Annotated in this window: 19 protein-coding genes; 7 read left to right on the top strand and 12 right to left on the bottom strand. The window is 50.2% G+C overall.

The genetic code is table 11. From position 1 onward, the window contains the following. Positions 1 to 9 precede the first annotated feature (9 nt). Both F608_RS0107735 and F608_RS0107725 read right to left on the bottom strand, forming a co-directional pair. Complete coding sequence (locus tag F608_RS0107735; RefSeq protein WP_022665059.1) at positions 10 to 1,158, bottom strand: acyl-CoA dehydrogenase family protein; 1,149 nt, start codon at positions 1,156 to 1,158, stop codon at positions 10 to 12. Between the two features lie 392 nt (positions 1,159 to 1,550). Further along, complete coding sequence (locus tag F608_RS0107725; protein WP_027362562.1) at positions 1,551 to 2,639, bottom strand: flavin monoamine oxidase family protein; 1,089 nt, start codon at positions 2,637 to 2,639, stop codon at positions 1,551 to 1,553. Positions 2,640 to 3,029: 390 nt separating this feature from the next. Here F608_RS0107725 and F608_RS0107715 point away from each other — a divergent pair, with 390 nt between their 5' ends. Next, positions 3,030 to 3,452, top strand: coding sequence for a universal stress protein (locus tag F608_RS0107715; RefSeq protein ID WP_022665055.1), 423 nt, complete (start codon positions 3,030 to 3,032; stop codon positions 3,450 to 3,452). A gap of 153 nt (positions 3,453 to 3,605) precedes the next feature. On the opposite strand, the gene F608_RS0107710 is transcribed toward F608_RS0107715, so the two are convergent. The 9 genes from F608_RS0107710 to F608_RS35625 all read right to left on the bottom strand — a co-directional run bounded on the left by F608_RS0107710 (position 3,606) and on the right by F608_RS35625 (position 15,964). Beyond that, positions 3,606 to 4,340 (bottom strand): hypothetical protein, encoded by a 735-nt coding sequence (locus tag F608_RS0107710; RefSeq protein ID WP_022665054.1) that lies wholly within the window; start codon positions 4,338 to 4,340, stop codon positions 3,606 to 3,608. Between the two features lie 336 nt (positions 4,341 to 4,676). Next, positions 4,677 to 5,369 carry a response regulator gene (locus F608_RS31130; protein ID WP_022665053.1) on the bottom strand — a complete coding sequence of 231 codons (693 nt, stop codon included), beginning with the start codon at positions 5,367 to 5,369 and terminating at the stop codon, positions 4,677 to 4,679. Next, entirely contained in the window at positions 5,366 to 7,582 is a 2,217-nt protein-coding gene (locus F608_RS0107700) for an ATP-binding protein (RefSeq protein ID WP_022665052.1), read from the bottom strand. The genes F608_RS31130 and F608_RS0107700 overlap by 4 nt, the downstream gene beginning before the upstream one ends. A gap of 179 nt (positions 7,583 to 7,761) precedes the next feature. Then, on the bottom strand, positions 7,762 to 8,043 hold the full coding sequence (locus F608_RS35630; protein ID WP_084681013.1) for a transposase: 282 nt from the start codon (positions 8,041 to 8,043) through the stop codon (positions 7,762 to 7,764). Between the two features lie 61 nt (positions 8,044 to 8,104). Then, a complete protein-coding gene (locus F608_RS0107695; RefSeq protein WP_022665051.1) occupies positions 8,105 to 8,428 on the bottom strand; it encodes a hypothetical protein in 324 nt (107 codons plus the stop codon). A 22-nt stretch (positions 8,429 to 8,450) separates the two neighbouring features. Continuing rightward, positions 8,451 to 8,789, bottom strand: coding sequence for a hypothetical protein (locus F608_RS0107690; protein ID WP_022665050.1), 339 nt, complete (start codon positions 8,787 to 8,789; stop codon positions 8,451 to 8,453). Then, a complete protein-coding gene (locus F608_RS37330) occupies positions 8,786 to 9,628 on the bottom strand; it encodes an REP-associated tyrosine transposase (RefSeq protein WP_022665049.1) in 843 nt (280 codons plus the stop codon). Before F608_RS37330 ends, F608_RS0107690 begins: the two co-directional genes overlap by 4 nt. A 98-nt stretch (positions 9,629 to 9,726) precedes the next feature. Beyond that, on the bottom strand, positions 9,727 to 10,092 hold the full coding sequence (locus F608_RS0107680; protein ID WP_153307463.1) for a tudor domain-containing protein: 366 nt from the start codon (positions 10,090 to 10,092) through the stop codon (positions 9,727 to 9,729). Then, positions 10,082 to 15,964: an FG-GAP-like repeat-containing protein gene (locus F608_RS35625; RefSeq protein ID WP_425248196.1), complete on the bottom strand. Its 5,883-nt coding sequence runs from the start codon at positions 15,962 to 15,964 to the stop codon at positions 10,082 to 10,084. The genes F608_RS0107680 and F608_RS35625 overlap by 11 nt, the downstream gene beginning before the upstream one ends. Here F608_RS35625 and F608_RS36865 point away from each other — a divergent pair. Next, entirely contained in the window at positions 15,927 to 16,103 is a 177-nt protein-coding gene (locus tag F608_RS36865; protein ID WP_244154250.1) for a hypothetical protein, read from the top strand. The genes F608_RS35625 and F608_RS36865 overlap by 38 nt on opposite strands. Positions 16,104 to 16,647: 544 nt before the next feature. Here F608_RS36865 and F608_RS0107665 read toward each other — a convergent pair. Next, complete coding sequence (locus tag F608_RS0107665) at positions 16,648 to 17,130, bottom strand: adenosine-specific kinase (RefSeq protein ID WP_022665045.1); 483 nt, start codon at positions 17,128 to 17,130, stop codon at positions 16,648 to 16,650. Positions 17,131 to 17,632: 502 nt separating this feature from the next. Here F608_RS0107665 and F608_RS0107660 point away from each other — a divergent pair. The 5 genes from F608_RS0107660 to F608_RS0107640 all read left to right on the top strand — a co-directional run bounded on the left by F608_RS0107660 (position 17,633) and on the right by F608_RS0107640 (position 25,662). Continuing rightward, positions 17,633 to 18,283, top strand: a complete 651-nt coding sequence (locus tag F608_RS0107660) for a TetR/AcrR family transcriptional regulator (protein ID WP_022665044.1) — start codon at positions 17,633 to 17,635, stop codon at positions 18,281 to 18,283. A gap of 193 nt (positions 18,284 to 18,476) precedes the next feature. Beyond that, entirely contained in the window at positions 18,477 to 21,755 is a 3,279-nt protein-coding gene (gene icmF / locus F608_RS0107655) for a fused isobutyryl-CoA mutase/GTPase IcmF (RefSeq protein ID WP_022665043.1), read from the top strand. A 204-nt stretch (positions 21,756 to 21,959) separates the two neighbouring features. Then, a complete protein-coding gene (locus F608_RS0107650) occupies positions 21,960 to 23,135 on the top strand; it encodes an acetyl-CoA C-acetyltransferase (RefSeq protein ID WP_022665042.1) in 1,176 nt (391 codons plus the stop codon). Positions 23,136 to 23,215: 80 nt separating this feature from the next. After that, complete coding sequence (locus F608_RS0107645; protein WP_022665041.1) at positions 23,216 to 24,067, top strand: 3-hydroxybutyryl-CoA dehydrogenase; 852 nt, start codon at positions 23,216 to 23,218, stop codon at positions 24,065 to 24,067. A 230-nt stretch (positions 24,068 to 24,297) separates the two neighbouring features. Then, on the top strand, positions 24,298 to 25,662 hold the full coding sequence (locus F608_RS0107640; RefSeq protein ID WP_022665040.1) for a vWA domain-containing protein: 1,365 nt from the start codon (positions 24,298 to 24,300) through the stop codon (positions 25,660 to 25,662). Position 25,663 lies beyond the last annotated feature (1 nt).

The following is a 25,663-nucleotide window of genomic DNA, read 5'->3' as shown; positions in this document are numbered from 1 at the left end:
CGGGCCGGATTAACAGCCGATGTATCTGGATATGACGATTCTCTGGACTTCCGAGGTGCCCTCCCCGATTTCAAGGAGTTTATGGTCCCTGTAGAACCGCTCCACGTTATACTCCTTCATAAGCCCGTATCCCCCGTGGATCTGGACGGCATGGTCGGCCACCCGTCCCATGACCTCGGAAGCATAGAGTTTGCCCATGGCTGCTTCCTTTTCATAGGGCCTGTGATGGGACTTGAGCCAGCAGGCCTTGTAGAGCAGGTTCCGGGCGCATTCGATTTCCATGGCGCAGTCGGCCAGCTTAAAGGCCACGGCCTGGAATTTGGAGATGGGCTGACCGAACTGCTCCCTTTCCCTTGCATATTTCAGGGCCAGATCATAGGCGCCCTGGGCGCCTCCCAGTCCCATGGCACCGATGGATAGGCGTCCCCCGTCCAGGGTGGCCAGCATCTGGTGGAATCCGTCCCCTTTGTTTCCCAGGATATTTTCCTTGGGAACCCGGACATTGTCAAAATAGAGCTCGGCCGTGTTGGAGGCCCGCCACATCATCTTCTTATGCATGGGAACGGCCTTGAAGCCCGGGGTGCCCGATTCCACAAGAATGCAGGAATATTCAGGCTTTCCGCTTTCCCGGGTCCCGGTGATGGCCTGGACCGTTACCCCCATGGTCATCTCCGAGGCGGCATTGGTGATGAATATCTTGGACCCGTTGATCACCCATTCGTCCCCCTCCAGAACCGCCGTTGTCTTGGACCCCCCGGCATCGGAGCCGGCCGTGGGCTCGGTCAGGCCGAATCCCCACAGTCCTTCCCCGGAACAGAGCCTGGGCAGATATTTTAGCTTCTGCTCCTCTGTTCCGAAATAAAAGATGGGACCGATCCCCAGGGAGTTTCCCGCGGCAATGGTGGCGGCCTGGGATCCGTCTATCCTGGCGATTTCCTCCACGGCAATGATATAGGATATATAATCCATTGCCTGGCCTTCATACTCCTCTGAAACAAACATGCCGAAAAGACCAATTTCTCCCATTTTCCGGGTCAGCTCTTGGGAAAACTCTTCTTTTTCGTCAAGCTCCGCCGCTATGGGGGCAATTTCCTTCCGGGCAAACTTTCTGACTTCCTTACGGATCATCTCCTGCTCTTTGGTAAGGTCAAAATCCACCCCGGGCCTCCTTGATTTTTATGGGTTGTTTTTTATTTGAGTCTCTATTTTCTCCGGTTCTTCCCAGCGAATCCAGCCGGGCACCTCTCAAGGAAAACAAAAAAACTGAACGAGCGCTCGGTCTATTTTTAACATACTATATTTAAAGGAATTCGCTTGTCAAATGTTTTTTTCGGATGGCTTTCAAGAATTCGATTTCGGGGTGGTTTCGCCCGGGATCCGGGGGAGGAAGGTCAGGATGGGATCCATCCGGTTTTGGGAAAAAAGGTTTCCCAAGCAGGGGATGTCTTTGGCGTATCCTTTTATTTTGGAGAAAAAAGAACTTTTCAGCTAAGGGATATTCCGTAATTTTGCGGGCAAGGATTAAGAACCGGCGTCCTCTGGGGCTGCCGTCAACAGGATTGGATCGACGCTGAAACCGCCCGTTCCGCACTGGATAATGCGCCTTCAAGATAACCGCCGAAATCATCTGCGGTTTCTGTGCCCGCAAAATGAAAGGTGTTGTCCCAGATGCTTGTCTTTCCCGAGGGCGGCTGGAACTCGGGATGATTGTGGGCGGCCCGCTGGTCATATTCAGTAGCGGTAAATTCTTCTTTTGCCCAGTCCTGGTAATAGATACCCACCGGTTGCCCGGCCTCCTGACCGAAAAGGAGGGGAAGCTGGGCAAGGATGGCCTGGATCATGATTTCCCTTTTCTTGCGCCGCAATGCCGGGATCCCGACAAATCCGGTCAGCCCATAGGGCATGTTTTCCCCATTGGATCCGTCATGAATCTCCCCCAGGGGACCGCACAGGCTGAATCCCTGGCCGGAAAGGCCGGTCGTCCGCCAATTTGCCTTGTCATACAGGGCAAAGAACTTGGCCTGTCCGGCCATCCATGTGCTTGCCCTTAACATGGCCTGGGTGAGATCGTAGGAGAGATCCGGTGTAAACAAAATGGAGCCGGCAGCAAGCCGGGGCGGCAGGGCGAGAATAATGTTGGAGGCCTTGAGCCGGCACTTGGGTTCCTGGTCATGCCGCCCCACAATGACCTGAATCCCCTTGTCCAGCCGCTGGATTTCACAGACCGGATGATTCAGCCGTATGACATCCCTGGGAATCTGTTCGCAGAGCCTTCTGACAATGGAAATCATCCCTCCGGAAAGCCTCCATCCGGGCGGATCCATTGGATAGCCGGCAATGGTTTCGGCATGGCCGTCCTTGGCCTGGAACCGGCCCAGCCCTGTTTCAAACTGGGGATATCCTTTAAGCCCGAGGACTTGTATAAGATTTTCAATCTTCGGATTGATCATGGGCCAATACCAGGAGGGTCCCAGATCGGTAAAAAAGCCCTGATACTCCGGACTTAAAATTCTGCCCCCCACCCGGGGCCGGGCCTCCAGCAAAGCCAGGGATTTTTTCCCGGCCGCCAGCAAAGAAGCCGCATAAATTCCGCTGAGGCCGCCTCCAATGATGAGGGTATCCACTTTTTCCGTGTCCATATCAGCTTTGAAACTCCGCATTTCCAGGCATCTGTCAGCTCCTTTTCAAAAGCGTTATGCGCCTGTAAAATGCAAAAATCAATGATTTTTTCCCGGGATATGCCGGCCTTTTTTGCCTGGAGATGGAAGGTGGCGGGTATACGGCTGTGTATCTGTTTGCCTGCTGGAGCACTCTGTTCAGATGGTTGGGATTTCCTGCCTAGTTACAATTCATTTTAAATTCCGGATAAAATATCGTATAATTGATCCAGGGATTTCAGTTTTCTTCTGTTCTTTAGTTACGGTTTTTTCTGTGCTGTCATGAACCCCTTTTTGGAGGGAACCCCAAAACATCGGCCCTGGCCGGTCTTTTCGTCGCCGTTTCCGGGTCCAGGCCGAAAAGGAGGTAACATGGAGTTTAAAAAGATCTTAAATCCTGTGGACGGATCAGACCATTCCATGAGATCCACCCGGTATGGCGTTGAACTGGCCAAGCAGTTCAATTCAAAGATTCTCCTGCTGCACTGCCATGCTAGGTTTCCGGTTGTTCTGTCCGAACCTTATTTCCAGAATGCCATCAATGAGATCATGAAAGATTCAGAGGAATTGGTCAGTCCCTTTGAAACCCTCCTGGAGAAGGGGGACGTGGATTACGAGGTCCGGATTCTGGAGGGGGCGCCCGGAACCAATATCGCCAATGTGGCAAGGATCGAAAAAGTAGATCTCATCGTCATGGGATCCCGGGGGGTCAGTGACTTTGAAGGGCTTTTCCTGGGGTCAGTGGCCCACCAGGTGCTGCATAAGGCCGACTGTCCGGTATTTATCGTGAAATAGTTTGTTTGGATGAGAATCCGGCCTTCTGCGGCAATGCTTCAGAACTCCAAGATCCCCACGGATATCCCTGGGATTTGAATGTTACGGTTTTCCCCCTTCCTCCGTCAGGGGGAAAACCGTTGACACCATCTATCGTGCCGGTATCCGAAAGGATCAGTTTATTGTGGATAAGATCTTTCCGCATCGCCAGCCCTTGGGATGGCCGCTTAAGGCCGGCAGGATTTGTGAGACGGTCTGGGCTGCCCGCTTCTTTTCATAAATCATATAACAGCCCTGGTCCAGATCGATAATATATCTGCCTGAGGTCAGGAGAGGGAGGCTGTCCGGGACATCGGTTTTCAGAAGCTTTCCTTTTTTTGAGTATTCGGCATAGGTATGGTCAGAATTTTTCAGGTATTTATGACCGGTGGCCAGGTCAAAATATGCCTTTCCCGTTGCAAAGGCGGTTTGTCCGTCATACCTGACGGTTCCGGGATCTTTTGTGTAGGCAAGTCCCATTTCTTCCGGTTCGGCAGATTTTTTGACGGTGACCAGCATGTCCTTGCATTGCCAGCCCCGGGGGTGACGGCTTGAGGCCGGCAGGATCTGCTGCTGTTTTCTTGGGTTCCCGCTTTTTTCATATACCAGGTATGCATCCCCACGGATTTCCCGGATATACCGGCCCCGGGTGAGAAGCGGCAGGGTATTGGGGACATCATTCCTGAGCAGTTTCCCTTTGCGGGAATACTCCATGTATGTATTGTCTGTATTTTTAATATACTTGTGGCCGGTTGCGATATCAAAGTAGGCCTCTTTTGTTGCCATGGAGGAACTGCTGCTGCCCCCGGACGATACTCCGGCAATCCCGAGAATTATAAAAAAAAGGATAAAACAGATAAAATGTTTCATGGGTACCATCTCCTCTTGTATGGTGCAAGAATGAGAAGCCGATGTTTCTGTGTGTCAGAGATCATTTGAGATGGCCTGTTGAACGGCGGTATACAAAACCACTGGAGCCTTGGCGATATTACGATATTTCTTGCAGTTTATTAATTTGGATGGGGTCAGGCAGGTTCACCCTCTCTGCCTGACCCCGTTGAAAATGCGATCAGCGGAGGTGCCCGTACCCTTTACGGACTCTGATCACAATTCCTTGGCCAACATGGCCTAGAAGACAATAAAAAAAAGAAAAAGACAATAAGGCCTCACCCTAGTTTTTCATAAAAAAGTTCTGAATTTCAGGGGTTAATATTTATAATCTTCAGGAAAGGCCGTGTCCCGGTCTGGAAGAATGGAAGTCAGGCCCTTGGCAACGGCATATTTGGTCAAGGCCGCCGTAGTAAACAGGTTTAATTTTTTTTTCAAATTGGTCCGGTGAATCTGAACGGTTTTGATACTGATATTGAGTTTCACGCCAATCTTTTTGTTTGAATGTCCTTCGGAGATGAGCTGGAGCACTTCCCTTTCCCTTTTTGACAAGAGGGAATACCGGGAGGCCTTTTTTTCATGGCCTGTGGCCACGGCACTCTCCACCACAAGGGAGGTGACCTCATGGCTTAAATAAATTTTCCCCTCCAGAACAATATCAATGGCCTCTTTGAGTTCATTGAAAGAACAGGATTTCAAAAGATATCCGGATACTCCTGCATCCAGCATGCCCATGACATAAACCTTTTCCGCGTGCATGGAAAGGGCAATGATTTTTATGTCCGGATTTTGGCACAGGATCTGGCGTGACGCTTCCATGCCGTTCAGATCGGGCATGGATATATCCATGAGTACGATATCCGGGCAGTGTTTCCTGGCAAGTCGGACCGCCTCCAGTCCTGAACCTGCCTGGGCCGCAATTTTCAGCCGCGGGTCAGCCTCAAGGGTGGAGACAAGGCCATGGCGCACAATTTTATGGTCATCCGCCAATAACATCCTGATTTTTTTCATGGGGCTCCCTGCTCAATGGATGGTTTCCGGTCTAAAGGAATCTGAATTCTGACACTTGTTCCTGAACCGGGCGCTGAATCGATTTCAATGCCGGCACCAAAGTATTTCAAGCGTTCCGAAAGATTATACAGGCCGAAACCATGGATTCCCGCCTTGATTTTACTAATTTTTTCCACATCAAACCCGGAGCCTTGATCCTCCACCCGGATCATAATGTTTTTACGGTCGGTTCTCAGCTTGATCTGTCCTTTTTTTTCCCCGGAATGCTTTAAAATATTGATGATCAATTCGCCCACGGCCCGGTAGAGTGTGATTTTCAAAGCATCCTCGACCGGAGGGCAGGGGCGGCCTGAAACGAAATACTCCATCCTGCATCCATAACTTGAATTGCTTTCTTCAACCAGAAACGCCAGGGCCGTGGTCAGGTCGAAGTGGTCAAGAATCGGAGGGGAGAGTTCATAGACAAGGGAACGGATTTCCTTTGTGCCCTGTTCCAGAACCTCTTGAATTTCCCTGAGTTTGGATGAGTCTACATAATGGTTGGCGTCAGTCATGCTCTTTAGTTTGGAAATACAGAATGAGAGAGTTTGTGCAATCCCGTCGTGAAGGTCCGAAGCGATATCCCTCCTTGCCTCTTCCTCGGAAAAGAATAGATAATCGTTCAGGCGCTTGAGATCCTCAGTCCTTTCCAGCACCTCTTTCTCCCGGTTTTTTAAAAGCGAACTCAGTCTGGTATTGGCTTTTTCCAGCTCCAGGGTCCTGGCCCGGACCTGGCCCTCAAGGGTCTGGGCATATTCTCTTTTCCTGACATCAGAGGCTTTGAGCCGTTTTAACATGATATCCAGGGACCGGGTCAAAGATCCGATTTCATCTGTCCTGCGGATAAAGGGCGGCGGGGAAAGCGCCATATCGTCACCCTCGGTTATTTTTTGAGCGGCCAGGGTGAGTTCCCGGATCGGCTGGATAATTTTTTTTATGGCCAGAAAAATAAAGAGGCATGACAGGGCAAGAATCACGGATGAATGCTTCATGAAATCGGCAGATACCGACTCAAGACTGCTTCTCAGCGCCTTTCGGGTCTCTTCGATGGAAGCCATCAGGTCTTTTTTCCGGGAAACCAGAACGATCCGCCAGGGGATTTCGTCCAGGGCAGAGGAGGATAAGATATAATTTTCATCATTGATGGTTAATTCATGGAGTTTCTTCAGATCTTTTGTGGCAGGTTCGGCTTTGTTTCCGGGTGATGTTTTCAGACCCTGTTTCAATATCTTATAGGACCGGGCAAAATGGGCCAGGTCGATTTTAATTCCAAAGAGATCAGACAGATTGCCGGGAAGTGCGATGAGTTCGCCGGCCTGGTTGGTGAAAAAGGCGAACAAAATCATGTCGCTGGTGTCATCCGTTACAAAGGCTTCCTCATTGATTTCATTGAGAATACGGTCTACGGATACATCAACACAGGCATGTCCTTTAAATCTTCCCCAGCGGTCATAGATGGAGGAAATCCCCTTTAAAATCAATCCGGATTCAGGCGGATACGGACAGGTAATGTCCCGGTATCGGGAGGCGGATTCCAAAAATAACCGGGGATACTCTATTTCCCGTAACCGTGATGTCCCGGGGGGAGGCAAATGGAAAATCTGTTTTTTGACCCCAGGGTCCTGGGTGTAGCAGACCAGAAGATCTGAGGTGGTGATAATCCGGGCTGCCGTACTTGCAATGATCTTTTCTTTGGATTTTATCAGCAGGGGCTTGATGTGGGAAATGGCTTGGATCTCTTTTCTGGTTTCCTTGCTTAGCGTATCCGTTCCCCAGAAGGCTGTGATGATTTCATTCGATTCCGGTGTTATGAAAAACGGAACCGTCCAGGGATGCATCCTATGCCGTTTCAAAGAGGGCTTATACATGTGGAAAGAGGCATATCGATCCATGTCGGAGTAAATACTAGACGCCTGCCTGGCAAGGATGGAAGATTCTTCTTTAACGGATTTTAAAATTTCATCATATTTTTCAGCCTGCTCCCGGGCGATTCTGGACAGGTAATAATTGGACATGCGGATGATCTGGTCTTCATTGGCTGAAAAGGAATGGCCGGCAAATCGTTTTAAGGCATTCTGGGTAATGTAAAACAGGGGAAGAACTGAAACCAGTATGGATATGCATATGAATGCAAACAGCTTTTTCGCAATGGATGCCCTGAAAGACTTTAGCATTATGAAAAACTTAAAAAATCTATGGATTGTGTTTTTGCTGTGAATCGACGCCAGTTTAGCCTTTTTGGGGCGAATCGGTCAAGAAAAACCAGGGACTTATTTTTCAAGGGGTGGGATTTAGAGAGTGAGAACAGATAGAACAGCTCGATCAGCGGGAACAGCAGGGGAAGAAAGCCGTTTTATGGTTCGCATAAATAATAGCGGGCGCAGACCCTCCATGGAATTAGCTGTCTCATACCGCGGGAAAGTGTAGGGTCAATGGTTTCAATAAGAAGGTGGTAATGGTTGTCCATCAGGCATAACCCATGGCACAGCCAGTTATATCGTTGGAGAGTGTCAGATAATATTTCCAGAAAACGGTCTCTGTCTTCGTCTTCCAGGAAGATGCGATCCCGGGCGTTCCCGCGGGCAGTGATGTGGTAAACCGCTCCGGGATATTCTATTCTGAGGGGACGGGCCATGGTTTCGTTTCTATAACATGATAAATCTTATTTTTCAAGACCTGACCCCGGCTTGCGGTTATCATGGATTGATCACGCAATCAGTCTTCTCGCCCTCAAAACGCGCTGCAATAATTTTTTGAGTTTTAGGATCAATTTCAAACATATATCTGCAAGTTCCTTTATACTTATATTTATTTTCAATATTCCCATTTGGTAAGAGTTTTGAACTAATTAAATTTTTCTCGTTAGGGGCTTGATATGGTGGGATTTCATTTAAAATTTTACCAATTTGCCCGTATATATGCTCTTTAAAATTATCATGCGGAGATATGTTACTACATCCTGCCAATGAAACTATTGTTACAATGAAATATCCAAATCTTATGATTGTTCCTTTCGACATAGGGATTTTCCAGTTTCAAAAATTAGTTTCTCTGTCGTAGTCCCGTGTATATCGGAACGGTCATTGGAGCGTGAGCCCCGCCTAATACGCTGCCATAAGTGATTGCGGCGGCTAACGGCATGGTTCCAAAATTTACCAACATATTGTCAAATAAGCTGTTCATCCAGAAGTCATGAAGATGAGCCATAGCATTCATCCCGGGGATATAATTCATAGACTTACTTAAAGGCCCACCTTGGGTAAAGAAATCTTTCCAAAAATGTCCTGTAAGCTTTTTATTAAAGCCAAACACAAGTTTCCCTTCTGTAAATTTGAAATGAAATTTGGGGTCAAAATTTGGGGTCAGGTCTTGAAATATCATTTTTTTCTTTGGTTAATGATTTTACTCACCGTTGTATAGTGTATGGATAGATAGTCGGCGATCTCTTTCATTGTATAACCGTATCGAGCATAAGCCATCCATACTTTTTCATTCCGGTGTTGTTTATTCTTTATATCCCGAAACAGGTTTTCAAGCCTGATCCGGGTAGCATATCTTTGAACTTTCGGAACCTCTTTAATATCTTCATTTTTTGATTTTATGGATTGTATAAAGCCTTTGCTGCCGAAAAATATTTGCCCTTTCAATCTGTCCCAAGGAGAAGTTTTTTCTGAAATACCGCTCTCAACAAATTTTAGATAGCTTTTCCGGGCGGCTTTTCTATTCTGTGCAAACTGCCCCAATATCCAGTCTGTTGTCAGCCAGTTAGGGATAGAGCCTTTGGAAGCGGTTGCATGAAAACTGCTCCATTTCCAATCCCCGGGCTTTTCCACCATTTTCGCCCTGACCGGATTCAGGACAACATACCGACAGAGCTCCAGCAGATGGGTCTCTTTTTGAACCAGGATGGCTTTGTACCGGCCCTGGAAAACATGCCCCACCCGGTGATGCCTGCGGTTGAACGACTGGGTGTAGACCCCGTTGAGCTGTCTCATACCGCGGGAAAGTGTAGGGTCAATGGTTTCAATAAGAAGGTGGTAATGGTTGTCCATCAGGCATAACCCATGGCACAGCCAGTTATATCGTTGGAGAGTGTCAGATAATATTTCCAGAAAACGGTCTCTGTCTTCGTCTTCCAGGAAGATGCGATCCCGGGCGTTCCCGCGGGCAGTGATGTGGTAAACCGCTCCGGGATATTCTATTCTGAGGGGACGGGCCATGGTTTCGTTTCTATAACATGATAAATCTTATTTTTCAAGACCTGACCCCAGCTTGATAATCTGTTCCCGCCCGCCGCCCCTTTATTCGTAGCTTTAAGCTACCATGGCCCTTTGAACTCTATATAACAGAAATCAGGGTCACTAATGAATTCCCAAGAAATAATTCTTTTACTCTTATTATCAACAATATATATCCATTGGCATCCTGAATCCTCAAATTTATATAGATATTTACTTTTCGCTTCATCAATTTTGATAATATCTATTGGCTCAGGAAGCGGAACATCAAACACAACTCTTCCGATATCGAAATTTCTTTCGTCAATAAAAATAAGTCTTCTTTTTTCAATAGATACACAGCCAATAATTGAGGTGAGAAATAATATGATGAACGTGATCAATACAGTCTTCATAACATATAATCTTTTCATTAATATTTCATTTAACCTTTTTTTATCGTTCATCTATCAAAGATGGCATAAGATAAGAAGGCATCATATCAGCAGCGACAAAAGGGGTAGCAACAGCCACATTAGCCCAGTTCATAACTTCACCCAAAGCCACCGATAGGCTACTCATGTTTGTGTTGATGTTGCCCATTGCGTTATACCATATTGGACTATTAAGATAATCGTGAGGACCGGCATATGCTTCACACAATAGATCAGCAAATGATCCCGGCTTGTAAGAACGGCCAAATATAGATCCAGGACCTCCCTGTCTTCCTCCAAGGTAACTTTCTGCAGACGGAGACTTTGCATTGAACCGTCCACCAGCCAGCTTAAATCCATCGCCCTTGTGGCCAGCGCTTATCCCTGACGCATTCCTGCGATCTAATTTTGATTGCTCAATCATTTTGCTTCTCATTGTTGTAGCAGAATACGCTAAAAGAGATATCCCTCCAGACAGCGCAGCTCCTGTCATAAAGTCACCGCCGTTTACTTCAGAAACCACACCACCAGCGAAAGTAGTTATTCCTACACGCCCCCACCCCCAACTATTACCATAATAACCACCAATTCCTCCGAACACAGCACCACCAAAGGCACCTTTGAGAACTCCTTGACCAATATCACCACCATAATAGTGAGCATTGAGGCCTCCTGCTACTGCCCCTGCAGCAGCACCGCCCGCAATGTTAGATATTACACTTGCAGTGGTAAAACTCATTGCTGGACCTCCAGCTATGCCCGCAAGTCCGCTTGTGACGGCACTCTCAACGCCAGAAAAAACTCCGCCAGAAATACCACCAATCACTGCTCCGGCAATCATTGCTTCAGGGTCCCAATCACTTTGGACTCCTGAGATAACAGCTCCGATGATGGCTCCAATTATGAATCCGAAGTGCCCGGAAGGATCAACATAAACAAGCGGATTATTATAACAATAACTATACCGGTTCAAGGTCTGGGGATTGGCCGGATCGGGAACAACCGTATCTGCGGTGACGAATTTCCCGATCACCGGGTCGTAGAGCCTGGCGTTGTAATTGTAGAGGCCGGATTCCGGGTCCAGTTCCTGGTCCGTGAACTTGTAGTTGGAGGTATCGGTGCCGGTGTGGGATCTCAGGCCGCCATAGGGGAGGTACTCGCTGGATTCCAGGGGGGTGCCGGCAGCATCGCTCATGATGGTGGAACTGCCCAGGTGATCCTTGTGGAAAAAGCTGGGGACGCTGTCCTGGATCTGGGCGATGCGCAGGTTCCCGGCAAAGATGAACCGGGTGGTTTCCGTGCCGGTTCCGGTCTCTTTGACCTGGAAAAGGCCGTTGACATAATAGGTGGTCCCGCCGCCCTGGACCGTTTTGATGGCCCGGGCCCCGGAGCCGTCATAGGTAAGTTCCATGGCCTGGGTCGTTCCGTTCCGGACGTGGGTGACGGTGACGGGCATGTTGTCGGCATTATAGGTAACGGTCCGGGTCCCCGGCAGGAGGGGATCGGAAAGATCCGGCCCCTGGGTCATGTTCCCGTTGGCGTCGTAGACATAGTCAAAATTTGTGCCGTTGAGGGTGATGCTGTCCACGGCGTGGGGCCTTGTCCCTCCGTGGCTGTAGGTCATGGTGCCGGTTCCCGCGGTTTTGGAGGCAATGTTGCCGATGGCGTCATAGGTATAGGAAAGCGGGGTCCCGGACCCGGTTTCACTGGTCAGCCGGTGGAGACCGTCATAGGTATAGGTGTAGGAGACCGCGTTCAGGCTGTCCGTGATCCCGGAGAGATCCCCGGCCGGTGTATAGGAATAGGATCTTTGCTGCATGGTTTCCGTGGGGCCGGTGCGGGAGGTCAGGAGCGAAGCCAGCCGCCCGGACAAGCTGTCGTAGGCGTACTGGGTATAGGTGTAGTTGCCGTGCTCCACAAGGCCGATTTTACCGCCGGGCGTATAGCCGCTCAGGGAGGCATAGGTAAGTCCGTCGGACCCTGTGACGCTTTCCAGAAGTCCGGTGCCCGGGATATAGGTATTGGTCACCGTGAAAGCATCCGGAGTTGTGGTGGTCAGGACTTTGCCGGCAAGGTCATAGGTAAAGGAGGTGGTATAGGTTTGGGGCGCTCCTGTCAGTGTCCTGGTTTCCGACAGCACATTGCCCAGGGAGTCGTATCCGTCAATGGTGGTGGTCACCCGGCCGTTGGAGGTCTGATAGAGTCTTCCCCGGCCATTGGCAATGGACAGATTGTCATAGGTGTAGGCAACATCCGGATCTGTGGTGTCATAGTCCTTGGAGATCAGTCGGTTCAGCTCATCATAGGCAAAGGTGATGGTCTGGTTTTTGGCGTCGGTCTGGGTCAAAAGATTGCCGTTGGCGTCATAGGTATAGGACCAGGTGCCCATGTCCGGATCGACCATGCCGGTCTTGCGTCCCAGGGCATCATAGGTCATGGAGGTTTCATTGCCGCAATGGTCCGTCACGTTCAGGAGGTCGGAAGCGGCATTGTATTGGTAGGTTGTCACATAGTCTGTCTGATCATCGGCATGTTCGGTTACCCGGATCAGACGCCCCAGATAATCCTTGGTTTCCGTCCGGCCGGCGCCGTCCGGGTCCGTAATGGTGGTTGAAAGACCGGAATAGGAGAAGGTCGCGGTGATCGTGTCATGGACGCTGTCCGGACTGTCAATGGAGACGGGTCTGCCCCGGTAGTCAAAGAGGGTCTGGCTCCAGGGACTGTCAGTGGGAGCTGTCTGGGGATAGGCGCTGTCCGATGCGAAGAACGGCCCTTCGGTCAGATAGGCCCGGCCCATTTCATCGTAATAAATTCTGGAGGTGATGAATTTTCCGTCCTCGCCCAGGGTAACGTTCTGGATTTTCCGGTTAAAACCGTCCAGATAGGTAACGGCATCGATCCAGTTCCCGCTGTCGTCTTCCTTGACACTGGAGATCACATACCGGGGAGAGGCATCATCAAAGTACTGGGTGACAGCCTGGCCGCCGTTGGGCAGATCGGTCTGAACCAGGCGGCCGAATTCATCATAGGTATAGGAGGTCCGGTTTCCGTTTTCATCCTGGGTCAGGAGGGGTTTGCCGAACCGGTAGTCGATCTCCAGGGTCTGTTCTATATGGGAGACGCCGCCGGTCACAGGATATTCAATAAAAACCGGATAGGTCCGGGTTTCCGTATCATAGGTGGTAATGGTGGTGTTGCCCCGGGCATCGGTCGAAGCCGTCAGATTGCCGTAGGTGTCATAGGCAAATGAAATATAGGGATCATTCACCCCGTCAAGGGAATAGGATCTGCCCAGCAGATTGCCTGTGCCGGATTCATAGTCGAAACCGGTCTGCCGGACCAGGCCGCTGGTGCTGCCGGCAAGGGTCTCCGAGGTCTTTCTCCATACCCAGTCCCCGAAGTTTTCATAGGTAAGGGTCGTGGTCAGGCTTTCCGCCCCTGTGCCGGAGGAGATGGTGCTCAGGAGATTCCCGTTGGCATCGTCATGGACATAATCTTCCTGGACAAATGTGGTTTCATCATCATAATTTTCCGTTCGTTTTCGGGCAAGCTTCACAAAGGCAAAGGTATTGTCCGGATCATCCAGATATTGGGTTTCCCAGGTCAGGGTCTGCCTGGACAGCAATGTTCCGGAAGGATCTTTAAAATCAACCTGGCACTGCCGTCCCTTGTTGAACTCGTCCTGATGGAATTTGGTTATGGTCTGGGTCCCGTCGGGATTGGTTTGGGTTACGTTGCCGAAGCCACGAAAGTCTCTGGACGCAAGATCAAAGAATCCTTGTGCATAGGAATACTGTGTGGTTGATGACACTCCGTTTCCATCATCAATGGTCAGCGTTTCAACCGGATGGATGATATAAGCGAGAAGGGTGTTGTTGTATTCTGATGAAGGTTTATAGGTAAATTGGCTAGTGCTGCCAAAGGAGGAATTAATACTTTTTAGAAGATCTGGAGATTCGTGTGGTGCTGCTAACTTTAATCGCCAATCATAGTAGCCATCTGTTCGCTCTATGATATAAAGGATATCGGTTTTACCGTCACCATTGTAATCTCCAGTATTAATTTTTGGATTTTGATTTATTGCCCCCCACATATCCAAGTTAATATTATCGAATGACGAACCATTCGAAAGGCGCAATCGCCAGTCATAGTAGCCATCTGTTCGCTCTATGATATAAAGGATATCGGTTTTACCGTCACCATTGTAATCTCCAGTATTAATTTTTGGATTTTGATATACTGCCCCCCACATATCCAAGTTAATATTATCGAATGACGAACCATTCGAAAGGCGCAATCGCCAGTCATAGTAGCCATCTGTTCGCTCTATGATATAAAGGATATCGGTTTTACCGTCACCATTGTAATCTCCAGTATTAATTTTTGGATTTTGATATACTGCCCCCCACATATCCAAGTTAATATTATCGAATGACGAACCATTCGAAAGGCGCAATCGCCAGTCATAGTAGCCATCTGTTCGTTCTATGATATAAAGGATGTCGGTTTTACCGTCACCATTGTAATCTCCAGTATTAATTTTTGGATTTTGATATACTGCCCCCCACATATCCAAGTTAATATTATCGAATGACGAACCATTCGAAAGGCGCAATCGCCAGTCATAGTAGCCATCTGTTCGCTCTATGATATAAAGGATATCGGTTTTACCGTCACCATTGTAATCTCCAGCAATAATTTTTGGATTTTGATATACTGCCCCCCACATATCCAAGTTAATATTATCGAATGACGAACCATTCGAAAGGCGCAATCGCCAGTCATAGTAGCCATCTGTTCGCTCTATGATATAAAGGATATCGGTTTTACCGTCACCATTGTAATCTCCAGCAATAATTTTTGGATTTTGATATACTGCCCCCCACATATCCAAGTTAATATTATCGAATGACGAACCATTCGAAAGGCGCAATCGCCAGTCATAGTAGCCATCTGTTCGCTCTATGATATAAAGGATATCGGTTTTACCGTCACCATTGTAATCTCCAGCAATAATTTTTGGATTTTGATATACTGCCCCCCACATATCCAAGTTAATATTATCGAATGACGAAAGCTCGTGGCCAAAATAATACAATTGTTTTGAATACAAATCACTATCGCCGATAATATTACCATCCGTTTCTATTGTTACATCATTCCCATATTCCTGAATTTTCTCCAAGAGAGACCTATGACTATTTATACTTTCTATATATGAAAATTTGTAAGCTCGCGCTAACCTGTCATATGTTTTTATCTCAATAGCTTTTATTCTTTTTCCAGTAATAACTTCAAAGTTAATATTGTACATTTTTGCCTGATCAGGTCGCCCATCTTCCAAATGAAAAATCACAGAATTAGAAAGGTTAGCAGATGATGTTCCTTGGTTTCCCGTATAATCAATCCTTGAAAGATAAATCTGACCTTGGTCTTTGACATAAGCAATTGTCATATAATTGCCATTGGTATCCACAACCTTATCCAAACACCACTTAAAAATCCGCGAACTGTCATCAGGATCATCCTGCCGGGAAGCTTCCGTAGTGCCAAAATAATATCTCAGGCCGCTTTTGTCCGTGGCCTCCCATCCATTGGTGGATGTGTTGAAATAATATTTGGTAAAGCCTCCTTCAATCTTGGCCCCGTAAAAATCAGTTCCCCAGTCCGGCCTAGGAACCAGGTCGGAATTCCCACCCATGGCCACGACATAATCATCGGCCGAATAATCAAGCCCGTGTCTGGTGGACCGCTGGATCGCCCCCATGTCGATATCCCATCCCATGCCGATCCAGCCGTTCTTTTTGTAGCTGTTGTAGACCAGGTTGATCTTCGGCTGTATGCCGGCCCGGCCCGGGGGAACGAGAATGGGAACGGATACGGTGGCTGCACCTGTATACTGCATGGTATTGACCGTGGGAAGGGAAAGGCCTGATGAGGAGTCTCCCAGCTCAGTGTCTGTTGAGGCGGTACTCAGGCTCATGGCCTTGGCTGAAACTGACTCTTCTTCCAGGTCCGGGCTGTCGGATTCGGTTTCTTCCTGATCCGAAACCAAAGGTTCGGGGACTTCTTCCACAAAGAGCTCTGTGCTGTCCATCTCTTGGCTTTGCAGGATAGTTGACGAGTCTGTATCGGCCACTTCCGATGACCAGGCCGGGGTATTGAAAAAGACAATCCAGAAAAGTGCGCTGAAGCAGACCAGGAAGGTCCTGATATGATTAAGAAAATTGGGGTTGTTTCCGGTAGGATTCTGGGATGATGAGCAGGATTGCATGGGCCCTCCGGATAATACGGTGAAATAATGGGTCACAAGATCAATTCACAACCAATGGATATGGCAATATCTGACTGGAAAAAGAAAGTCAATAGGAGGGCCCGGGCTCAGCGAACCTTTCATTATATTTTAACGGATTTCTTACAATGATCCAGGGGCGGGGTTTTCGCGAATTGAGCGAGAACAGTTAGAATAGCTCGATCAGCGGGAACAGCAGAGGAAGAAAGCCGTTTTATGGTTCGCATAAATAATGGTGGCGAGCCCCTCCATGGCTGTTCCCGCCGTTCTCGCTGATCGAGCTGTTCCCGCTGCTTTTACTGCTTATACCCGATCATCCGCAAAAACCCCTTGCGCTTTTCAATATCTTCCCCGGTTTCGATCCCCTTGGATGAAAATCCGTCGATCACCCCGAGGACTCCGCGTCCCTGTTCGGTCTCGGCCAGGATGACCTGGACCGGGTTGGCCGTGGCGCAGTGGATCCGGGCCACTTCCGGGACGTTCTTGATGGTGTTGAGGATGTTGATGGGAAACATGTCCTTCATGAACACGATAAAAGAGTGGCCTGCGGAAAGTTCATAGGCATTTTTCTTGGCCAGTTCAATCAAAGCCTCATCGGTTCCGCTGTACCGGACCAGGCATTCCATGGAAGCCTCGCAGAAGGCCACGCCGAACTTGGCATCGGGCACTGTGCAGACAATGGCTTCATGGATGTCTTCCACGGTTTTGATAAAATGGGAGTGGCCCAGGATGAAATTGAGTTCATCCGGGTTTTCAATGGATATGGTTTTGAGTTCCATGGGGGTTTCCTTTCGTAAAAGAGTTAACGGGTATCAGTTATCAGTTAACAGCAGATAAAGTCAATATAGGGGAAAAATAAGGCCAGGGCCAACGCATGTAAAAGAGGAAAACCCGATCCTGTTTTAACCTAATGGTTTGGCCGTGCCAAACTAAAATCTCTGTGTCCTCTGTGGTTTAACAAAATTCTAATTCCAAAGGAATTTACCATATGGCCGTTGAATCATTTTTTTATTCGAACTTGAGAGTTCTCACTTACAGCATTTTTTACCACAGAGAGCGCAGAGGACACAGAGTTTCTGCGCTTGCGAGCCGGATGCGCCCGGTTTAAGCAATCCGTAAAGAAGTCCCTTGCGATGGCCTGGTTCAATCATCTTGACAAGGGTTTGATTACATGTCATTTATATATGAACGAGCGCTCGGTCAGCGGTATGGCGGCTCATATCCGTGTAAAAGGTTGCCCGGGCTTCTCCCGCTTTTTCATAAGATTACAGGAGAAATGCTTTGGCCAAAAGCATTAAAAAAAGGGTTCAGACGGCCCACGGCGAGGTGCCCACCCAGATCAAAAATCCTGATCTGGTCCGGGAGAGACGCCGTCACATCATAGATTCCACGGTGAAGTTGTTCATTGAGCACGGCTACCATAAGACCACCACCCGGATGATTGCCAGGGCCGCTGATTTTTCCATCGGTTCCCTGTACGAGTATGTCAGTTCAAAGGAGGACCTGCTCTACCTGGTCTGCAAGACCATCCATGAAGAGGTCGGGAAAGCCGTAGAAAATGCCCTGTCAGACAATGCCCGGGAAAAGGAAAGGCTGGCCGGCATCATCCGGCAGTACTTTCTGGTCTGCGACAGGATGGCCGACCATATCCTTCTCATGTACCAGGTGACCCAGTTCCTTCCGGAGAAGTGGAAAAAACAGGTGCTGGAAAATGAGATCAATATCACCAATATCTTTATCCATGCCCTGGCCGGTCTTGCCGGGAAAAACAAATTTCCCGAGCTGGACAAGGCCCGCCTCAACCTGGTGGGTCACAATATATCGGTTCTCGGCCAGATGTGGGCCTTCCGGCGCTGGCACCTGAAAAAGAACTTTACCATTGATCAGTATATTGAGGTTCAGACGGATTTCATATTGGGCTTGATCTTCTAACGCTTTTTTCTTCTCTTTTTTTCATTGGATTCCCGTCTGGAATATAAATAAAAAATCAGATTATGGTTTATTTTTTTGCTTATATGTGCCACTAAAAGATATGTCTAAACTTAGTTTAGTTTAATCAAACTCCAGGGTTCTGAGCCCGGGTTTCAAACGGGCGCCGGAACCGGATCCAGGTAAAGGAGATGAGATGAGTCCGGAAAGCCAAGTCTATAAACCTGCCAACTCAGTGAAGATCGTCACGGCCACTTCCCTTTTTGACGGCCATGACGCCTCCATCAATATCATGCGCAGGATCCTCCAGGATACCGGCGCCGAGGTGATCCACATCGGGCACAACCGTTCGGCAGAAGAGGTGGTGGATGCCGCTGTTGAAGAGGATGCCCAGGGAATCGCCGTCTCCAGTTACCAGGGCGGACATGTGGAGTACTTCAAGTACATGGTCGACCTTTTAAAGGAAAAAGGCGCTTCCCGGATCAAGGTATTCGGCGGCGGCGGGGGGGTGATCATCCCCTCGGAGATCGAAGAACTCCAGGCCTATGGAGTGGCCCGGATCTACTCTCCGGAGCACGGAACTTCCATGGGACTCCAGGGCATGATCAACGATATGATGGAGATCATGGACCAGCCCGGTGTGGACTTTGAAAACCTGGACTATGGAGGACTGGGTGTTGAGAATAAATACCTGACCGCCAATTTCATCTCCGCGGTCCAGGAAGCCCGGGCCGGAGATCCGGAACTCCGGGATAAAATCATGGGCAAGGTCTCTGAACTGGCCGGGAAAAGGGATGTCCCGGTCATCGGCCTTACCGGTACGGGCGGGGCCGGAAAATCTTCCCTCACCGATGAACTGATCAGCCGGATTTTAAGGGATCTGGATGATGTGAACATCGCCATCATCTCCTGTGATCCCTCCCGGAGAAAGACCGGGGGAGCCCTTCTCGGGGACCGGATAAGGATGAACGCCATTGATACGGACCGGGTCTATATGCGGTCCCTGGCCACCCGGAGGTCCCAGACCGAACTGCCCGAGGCCCTTCCCGATGCCGTGGCCGTGGCAAAGGCTTCGGGATACGATATGATCCTGGTGGAAACCGCCGGCATCGGCCAGGGGGATTCCCGGGTGGTGGATCTGGTGGATCTTTCCGTTTACGTGATGACCGCGGATTTCGGGGCCCCGTCCCAGCTGGAAAAGATCGATATGCTCGATTATGCCGATATCGTGGTGGTGAACAAGTACGAGAAAAAAGGATCTGAAGATGCCATCCGGGACGTGAGAAAACAGGTCCAGAGGAACCGCAAGGCCTGGGATACGGATCCCAAGGACATGCCCGTGTTCGGAACCATTGCCTCCAAGTTCAATGACGACGGAATCACGGCATTCTACCACGAACTTCTGGACCAGATTGAAGAGAAAAAACAGATCCGGTATGAATCCTCCATCCCCAGGACCGGGATCAAGGAATCCTCCTCAAAGACCATTATCATCCCCGGGGAAAGGATCCGGTACCTGGCGGAGATCGCCGATACCATCCGGGATTACCATGAAAATACGGAAAAGCAGGCCGATGCGGCCAGGAACCGCTGGCATCTTGCCGAGACCCTGAAAACCATGGGAGAGGGGCAGGATCTGGAAAATCCGGATCAGGTTATCAAGAGCCTGAAACAGGCCGTAAAGGATGCCGGGACCCTTGTGGAGGAAGACACCGATCAGTTGATTTCGGATTTTGAAGAGTGTTCCTCAAGATTTGAAAAGGATGAACTGGTCTATAAAGTACGGGATAAAGAGTTCAGGGTGCCTTTGTACACCCGGTCCCTGTCCCATTCAAAAATTCCCAAGATCGCCCTGCCCGGATTCAAGGATCCGGGGGAGCAGTACACGTGGATGAGAAAAGAGAACTTTGCCGGCAATTTCCCCTATACGGCCGGGGTCTTCCCCCTGAAGCGGTCCGACGAAGATCCCACCCGGATGTTTGCCGGCGAGGGCGGGCCGGCCGATACCAACAGGAGGTTCAAACTGCTCTCCTCGGGGTACGAGGCCAAGCGCCTTTCCACGGCCTTTGACGCCGTGACCCTGTTCGGATGTGATCCGGATGTAAGGCCGGATATCTACGGCAAGGTCGGCACCTCCGGTGTCTCCATCTGCAACCTGGACGATGTAAAACTCTTATATAACGGGTTTGACCTGTGCGCCCCCAATACCTCGGTATCCATGACCATCAACGGTCCGGCCCCCATCATGCTGGCCATGTTCATGAACACGGCCGTTGATCAGCAGATGGAAGAGTTCAGAAAAGAAAAGGGCAGGGAGCCCGATGAAGAAGAGGCGGCCCAGGTCCGGCAGTTTGCCCTGTCCAATGTCCGGGGCACGGTCCAGGCCGATATCCTCAAGGAGGACCAGGGCCAGAATTCCTGTATTTTTTCCATTGAATTTGCCCTCAAGATGATGGGGGATATCCAGCAGTACTTCATCAACCACCAGGTGAGAAATTTCTATTCGGTCTCCATCTCCGGGTACCATATTGCCGAGGCCGGGGCCAATCCCATTTCCCAGCTCGCCTTTACCCTGGCCAACGGGTTCACCTATGTGGAGTATTATCTGTCCCGGGGCATGGACATTGACTCGTTCGCCCCGTCCCTTTCTTTTTTCTTCTCCAACGGCATGGACCCCGAATACACGGTCATCGGCCGTGTGGCCCGGAGGATCTGGGCCGTGGCCATGCGGTACAAGTACAAGGCCAATGCAAAATCCCAGCAGCTCAAATACCATATCCAGACCTCGGGCCGGTCCCTCCATGCCCAGGACATCCAGTTCAACGATATAAGGACCACCCTCCAGGGGCTGTGCGCCATCTATGACAATTGCAACAGCCTCCATACCAACGCCTTTGACGAGGCCATTACCACCCCGTCCACGGAATCGGTGAGAAGGGCCCTGGCCGTTCAGCTCATCATCAACCGGGAATGGGGCCTGGCTAAGAACGAGAATCCGATGCAGGGAAGTTTCATCGTGGACGAACTCACCGACCTGGTGGAAGAGGCCGTGCTCATCGAGTTTGAGAGGATCACGGAAAGAGGCGGGGTCCTGGGGGCCATGGAAACCGGATACCAGCGGGGCAAGATCCAGGAAGAGTCCATGTATTACGAGTATCTCAAGCATACGGGCAAATATCCCATCGTGGGGGTCAATACCTTCCAGGATCCGGATGCCGACTACGCGGAAATGGCCGAACATCTGGAACTGGCCCGGGCCACCAAAGAACAAAAAGACGAGCAGCTCAGGCGCCTGGATGAATTTAAAACCGTCCATGGAAAAGATTCTGCCCCGGCCCTTGAAAAACTCCAGCAGGCTGCCCTGAACGGGGAAAATATGTTTGAGCAGCTCATGGAGACGGTGCGGTCCTGTTCTTTGGGGACTATTACCCAGGCCCTGTATGAAGTGGGTGGAAAATATCGCAGAAATATGTAATAAGAGCGAAGAAAGCGAGTAAAGCAGCAGGAAAAGCTGTAAAAGAAAAAGGAAGAACACCAACGGATGAAAGAGGCCGGATAAACCTATCAAATGCTTTTCCCGCTTTCCTTGCTTTTGGCTTTACTTGCTGGTTGTACTGGCAGTGGAGCCAAAAAAATAATTTCAATCAAATAGTTATTTTAAAGCAAAGGGAATCGGAATATGAAAAAAGCGGTCATAGTCAGTGCGGTAAGAACCCCCCTGGGCAGTTTCGGCGGGACCCTGAGCACCATGGGGGCCACGGATCTGGGCGGCCATGTGATCCGGGAGGCCGTTAAAAGGGCCGGGATAGAAGATAAAGAGGTCAGCGAGTGCATCATGGGCCAGGTCCTGCCCTGCGGGTACGGACAGAACCCGGGAAAGCAGGCTGTGGTCAAGGCCGGTCTTCCCTGGGAGGTGGAGGCCATCACCGTGAACAAGGTCTGCGGATCTTCCCTTAAGGCCGTGATGCTGGCGGCCCAGGCCATCCAATGCGGGGATGCGGATGTGGTGGTGGCCGGGGGCATGGAAACCATGAGCATGGCTCCCTATTATATGGACAAGGCCCGGTGGGGACTTCGCATGGGCCCGGGCAGGATCGAGGATCACATGATCCATGACGGTCTCTGGGATGTGGTCAATGATTTTCACATGGGCATGTCCAATGAACTCTGCTCGGAAAAATGGGGAATGTCCCGGGAGGACCAGGACCGGTATGCAGCGGAATCCTATAAACGGGCCAATGCAGCCGTGGCTTCGGGCCGGTTCAAGGATGAGATCGTTCCCGTTGAGGTGCCCCAGAGAAAAGGGGATCCCAAGGTTTTTGATACGGACGAATGCCCCCAGGAGACAAGCCTGGAACTATTGTCTAAAATGAGACCGGCCTTTAAAAAGGACGGGGTGGGCACGGCCGGAAATGCCTCCATTATTTCCGACGGGGCCTCGGCCGTGGTGGTCATGGAAAAGGAAAAAGCCAAGGCCCTGGGCTGCAAGATCATGGCCGAGATCGGGTCCCAGGCATCCTTTGGCATTGACATGAAATATGTTCTCATGGCCCCTATCTACGCCATTCCCAAGGTGTTGAAAAAAGAGGGCCTGACCATCTCCGACATTGACCTGTTCGAGATCAACGAGGCCTTTTCCGGCACTTCAGTCGGGATCAACAAGGTCCTGGAGCTGGACCCGGAAAAAGTCAACGTCAACGGCGGTTCCGTTGCCCTGGGCCATCCCATCGGCGCCTCGGGGACAAGGGTGTTGACCACCCTGCTCCATGAGATGGAAAAGCGGGACGTTAAACGGGGACTGGCATCCCTCTGCCTGGGCGGGGGAGAGGCTGTGGCCCTGATCGTCAACCGGTAGAAGAGCTAAAAGCGAACAGCCAAAAGTCAAAAGGCTTTGGACTTTTGGCTTTCAGGCTTCTGATTGAATAAGGAGACAAAATGAGTATTGAAAAATTCGGTGTGATCGGTGCGGGACAGATGGGAAACGGGATTGCCCAGGTGGCGGCAGCCTCCGGCATGGAAGTTCTCATGAGCGATATCAAGGAGGAGTTCTGTGAAAAGGGTATAGGCAACATTTCCAGAAACCTGGACCGGATGGTGAAAAAGGAAAAGATTTCTGAAGGCGACAAGACTGCCATTCTGGGACGGATCCGGACCACCACCAGCCTGGAAGATATGAAGGGTGTGGATTTTGTGGTGGAAGCCGCTGTTGAGCGGGAAGACCTCAAATTCAAGATCTTTGAAGACCTGGACCGGATCTGCCCTCCCGGGGTGATCCTTTCCACCAATACCTCCTCCATTCCCATCGGGAGAATCGCGGCGCAGACGTCAAGGTCGGATAAGGTCATCGGCATGCACTTTATGAATCCCGTGCCCGTGATGAAGCTGGTGGAGGTCATCAAAGGGATTGCCACCTCGGAGGAGACCTTTCAACTGACCTGGGATCTGTGCGAGAAATTCGGCAAGACCCCGGCCGAGGCCAATGATTATCCCGGGTTCATTGCCAACCGCATCCTCATGCCCATGATCAACGAGGCCGTGTTCTGTCTCTACCAGAGTGTGGGCAAGGCAGAGGACATCGATACGGTCATGAAATTGGGCATGAATCATCCCATGGGGCCCCTGGCCCTGGCCGACCTCATCGGCCTGGACACCTGCCTGGCCATCATGGAGACCCTGTACGACGGATTCAAGGATTCCAAGTACAGGCCCTGTCCCCTGCTCAGAAAATATGTGGAAGCGGGCTGGCTGGGAAGAAAATCCGGCCGGGGATTCTATCAGTATACCTAAATATCTTATCGATATTTGATTTCACTGCAGCCGCCAGGGACTTCCCCCTGGCGGCTGCTTTTTTTTAGGGGGCCTTTTCCTTTTTTACATCTTTTTTACAAATGCTTTACCACTGAATGACACATGGGCCGATTCCATCCGGTAGAGTTGAGTCCAGGATATAAAGATCAGGATCTTTATATTGCAGTTTTTTTTAAAATTGATTAACTCAATTGTAAAGGAGAAGGAAAATGAGCAGAAGTATCTTTGAGAAAAGTAGGGCCTGGAAGGTTTTTACCGGACTGATCGCCTGGTCCATGGTTTCGGCTGCAAGTCTTTTTGCTGCACCGGCTTTGCCTGACAAGGTGGTCTGCCGGGTGGAAACGGAAAAGAGTGTTCTTGAGGCGGGCCGGGCCCAGAAACTTGTTTTGAAGGTCAGCCTGGATGCACCGTCTTCTCTCGAGCAGAATACCCGCCCCCCCGTGAACCTGGGACTGGTTCTGGACCGGTCCGGCTCCATGGGCGGAACCAAAATGGAAAAGGCCAGGGCCGCCGCCATAGAAGCCCTGAAGAGGCTGGGCAGGGAAGATGTCTTTTCCCTGGTGGTCTATGACTCCAATGTGCAGACCATCGTGCCGGCACAGAAAGCCCGGAATGTTCAGAATATCATCCAGACCATCCGACAGATCCAGCCCGGAGGGAATACGGCTCTTTTCGGCGGGGTAAGCCAGGGAGCGGCGGAGATCCGCAAATCCCTGGGCCGGGGATATGTTCACCGGATGATTCTTCTTTCCGACGGACTGGCCAATGTCGGACCTAAAATGCCCAGTGACCTGGGGCGTCTGGGGGCCGGCCTGGTCAAGGAAAACATCTCCGTATCCACGGTGGGCGTGGGAACCGATTACAACGAAGACCTCATGGCCCAGCTGGCCCAGAAAAGCGACGGAAATACCTATTTTGTGGAATCCAGCCTGGACCTGCCCAGGATCTTTGCCCAGGAGCTGGGGGATGTTCTCAATGTGGTGGCCAAACAGGTCCGTGTCGTGGTGACCCTGGAAGATGGGGTTGAACCCATTGAAATCATCGGCCGGGAAGGCCGGATCCGGGGAAACCAGGTGGAAATTTATATGAACCAGCTTTATGGCAGCCAGCAGAAATATGCCCTGATCGAGGTGAACCTGCCTCCGTCTCCTGCCGGTTCAAAGAGGAAGCTGGCCCGGGCAGAGGTCCGGTATGAAAATCCTGTCAGCCATAAAGAGGAGATGACAGAGGGAATATCCTGGGCATCCTTCAGCAGTGATTCTGAAAAGGTGGCCCGATCGGCCAATGTGGAAGTGGTCCGGGAGTACCAGCTCAACCTCAATGCCCTGGCCCAGGAAAAGGCCATTGAACTTTCCGACAAGGGGAAAACCAGGGAAGCCGCCGAGTACCTGAAGAAGTCTGCCACGAAGCTCAAGGAGATCGGCGGAATGTACCAGGACGAAGAATTGCTCCAGGAGGCAGAAGAGATTCAGGACCAGGCCGAGGCCATTGAGTCCCGGGGCATGGACAAGAAAAGCCGGAAACTGCTCCGGACAAAATCTTATCAGATGAAAAACCAGCAGGTGAGTCAATAGG

This window comes from Desulfospira joergensenii DSM 10085 (assembly GCF_000420085.1).
In the GTDB taxonomy this organism is placed as follows: Bacteria; Desulfobacterota; Desulfobacteria; order Desulfobacterales; family Desulfobacteraceae; genus Desulfospira; species Desulfospira joergensenii.
Note: the sequence above shows the minus strand (reverse complement) of the source record. Positions and strands in the feature narration are given on the sequence as shown.

What these genes read in the sequence shown, in the direction of transcription:
- F608_RS37330 (WP_022665049.1), bottom strand. Translation starts at nt 9,628, where the DNA reads ATGGCCCGTCCCCTCAGAATAGAATATCCCGGAGCGGTTTACCACATC.
- F608_RS36865 (WP_244154250.1), top strand. Translation starts at nt 15,927, where the DNA reads ATGGGAACGGATACGGTGGCTGCACCTGTATACTGCATGGTATTGACC.
- F608_RS0107695 (WP_022665051.1), bottom strand. Translation starts at nt 8,428, where the DNA reads ATGTCGAAAGGAACAATCATAAGATTTGGATATTTCATTGTAACAATA.
- F608_RS31130 (WP_022665053.1), bottom strand. Translation starts at nt 5,369, where the DNA reads ATGAAAAAAATCAGGATGTTATTGGCGGATGACCATAAAATTGTGCGC.
- F608_RS0107640 (WP_022665040.1), top strand. Translation starts at nt 24,298, where the DNA reads ATGAGCAGAAGTATCTTTGAGAAAAGTAGGGCCTGGAAGGTTTTTACC.
- F608_RS35630 (WP_084681013.1), bottom strand. Translation starts at nt 8,043, where the DNA reads ATGGCCCGTCCCCTCAGAATAGAATATCCCGGAGCGGTTTACCACATC.
- F608_RS0107725 (WP_027362562.1), bottom strand. Translation starts at nt 2,639, where the DNA reads ATGGACACGGAAAAAGTGGATACCCTCATCATTGGAGGCGGCCTCAGC.
- F608_RS0107690 (WP_022665050.1), bottom strand. Translation starts at nt 8,789, where the DNA reads ATGATATTTCAAGACCTGACCCCAAATTTTGACCCCAAATTTCATTTC.
- F608_RS0107650 (WP_022665042.1), top strand. Translation starts at nt 21,960, where the DNA reads ATGAAAAAAGCGGTCATAGTCAGTGCGGTAAGAACCCCCCTGGGCAGT.
- F608_RS0107665 (WP_022665045.1), bottom strand. Translation starts at nt 17,130, where the DNA reads ATGGAACTCAAAACCATATCCATTGAAAACCCGGATGAACTCAATTTC.
- F608_RS0107710 (WP_022665054.1), bottom strand. Translation starts at nt 4,340, where the DNA reads ATGAAACATTTTATCTGTTTTATCCTTTTTTTTATAATTCTCGGGATT.
- F608_RS0107700 (WP_022665052.1), bottom strand. Translation starts at nt 7,582, where the DNA reads ATGCTAAAGTCTTTCAGGGCATCCATTGCGAAAAAGCTGTTTGCATTC.
- icmF (WP_022665043.1), top strand. Translation starts at nt 18,477, where the DNA reads ATGAGTCCGGAAAGCCAAGTCTATAAACCTGCCAACTCAGTGAAGATC.
- F608_RS35625 (WP_425248196.1), bottom strand. Translation starts at nt 15,964, where the DNA reads ATGCAGTATACAGGTGCAGCCACCGTATCCGTTCCCATTCTCGTTCCC.
- F608_RS0107715 (WP_022665055.1), top strand. Translation starts at nt 3,030, where the DNA reads ATGGAGTTTAAAAAGATCTTAAATCCTGTGGACGGATCAGACCATTCC.
- F608_RS0107680 (WP_153307463.1), bottom strand. Translation starts at nt 10,092, where the DNA reads ATGAACGATAAAAAAAGGTTAAATGAAATATTAATGAAAAGATTATAT.
- F608_RS0107645 (WP_022665041.1), top strand. Translation starts at nt 23,216, where the DNA reads ATGAGTATTGAAAAATTCGGTGTGATCGGTGCGGGACAGATGGGAAAC.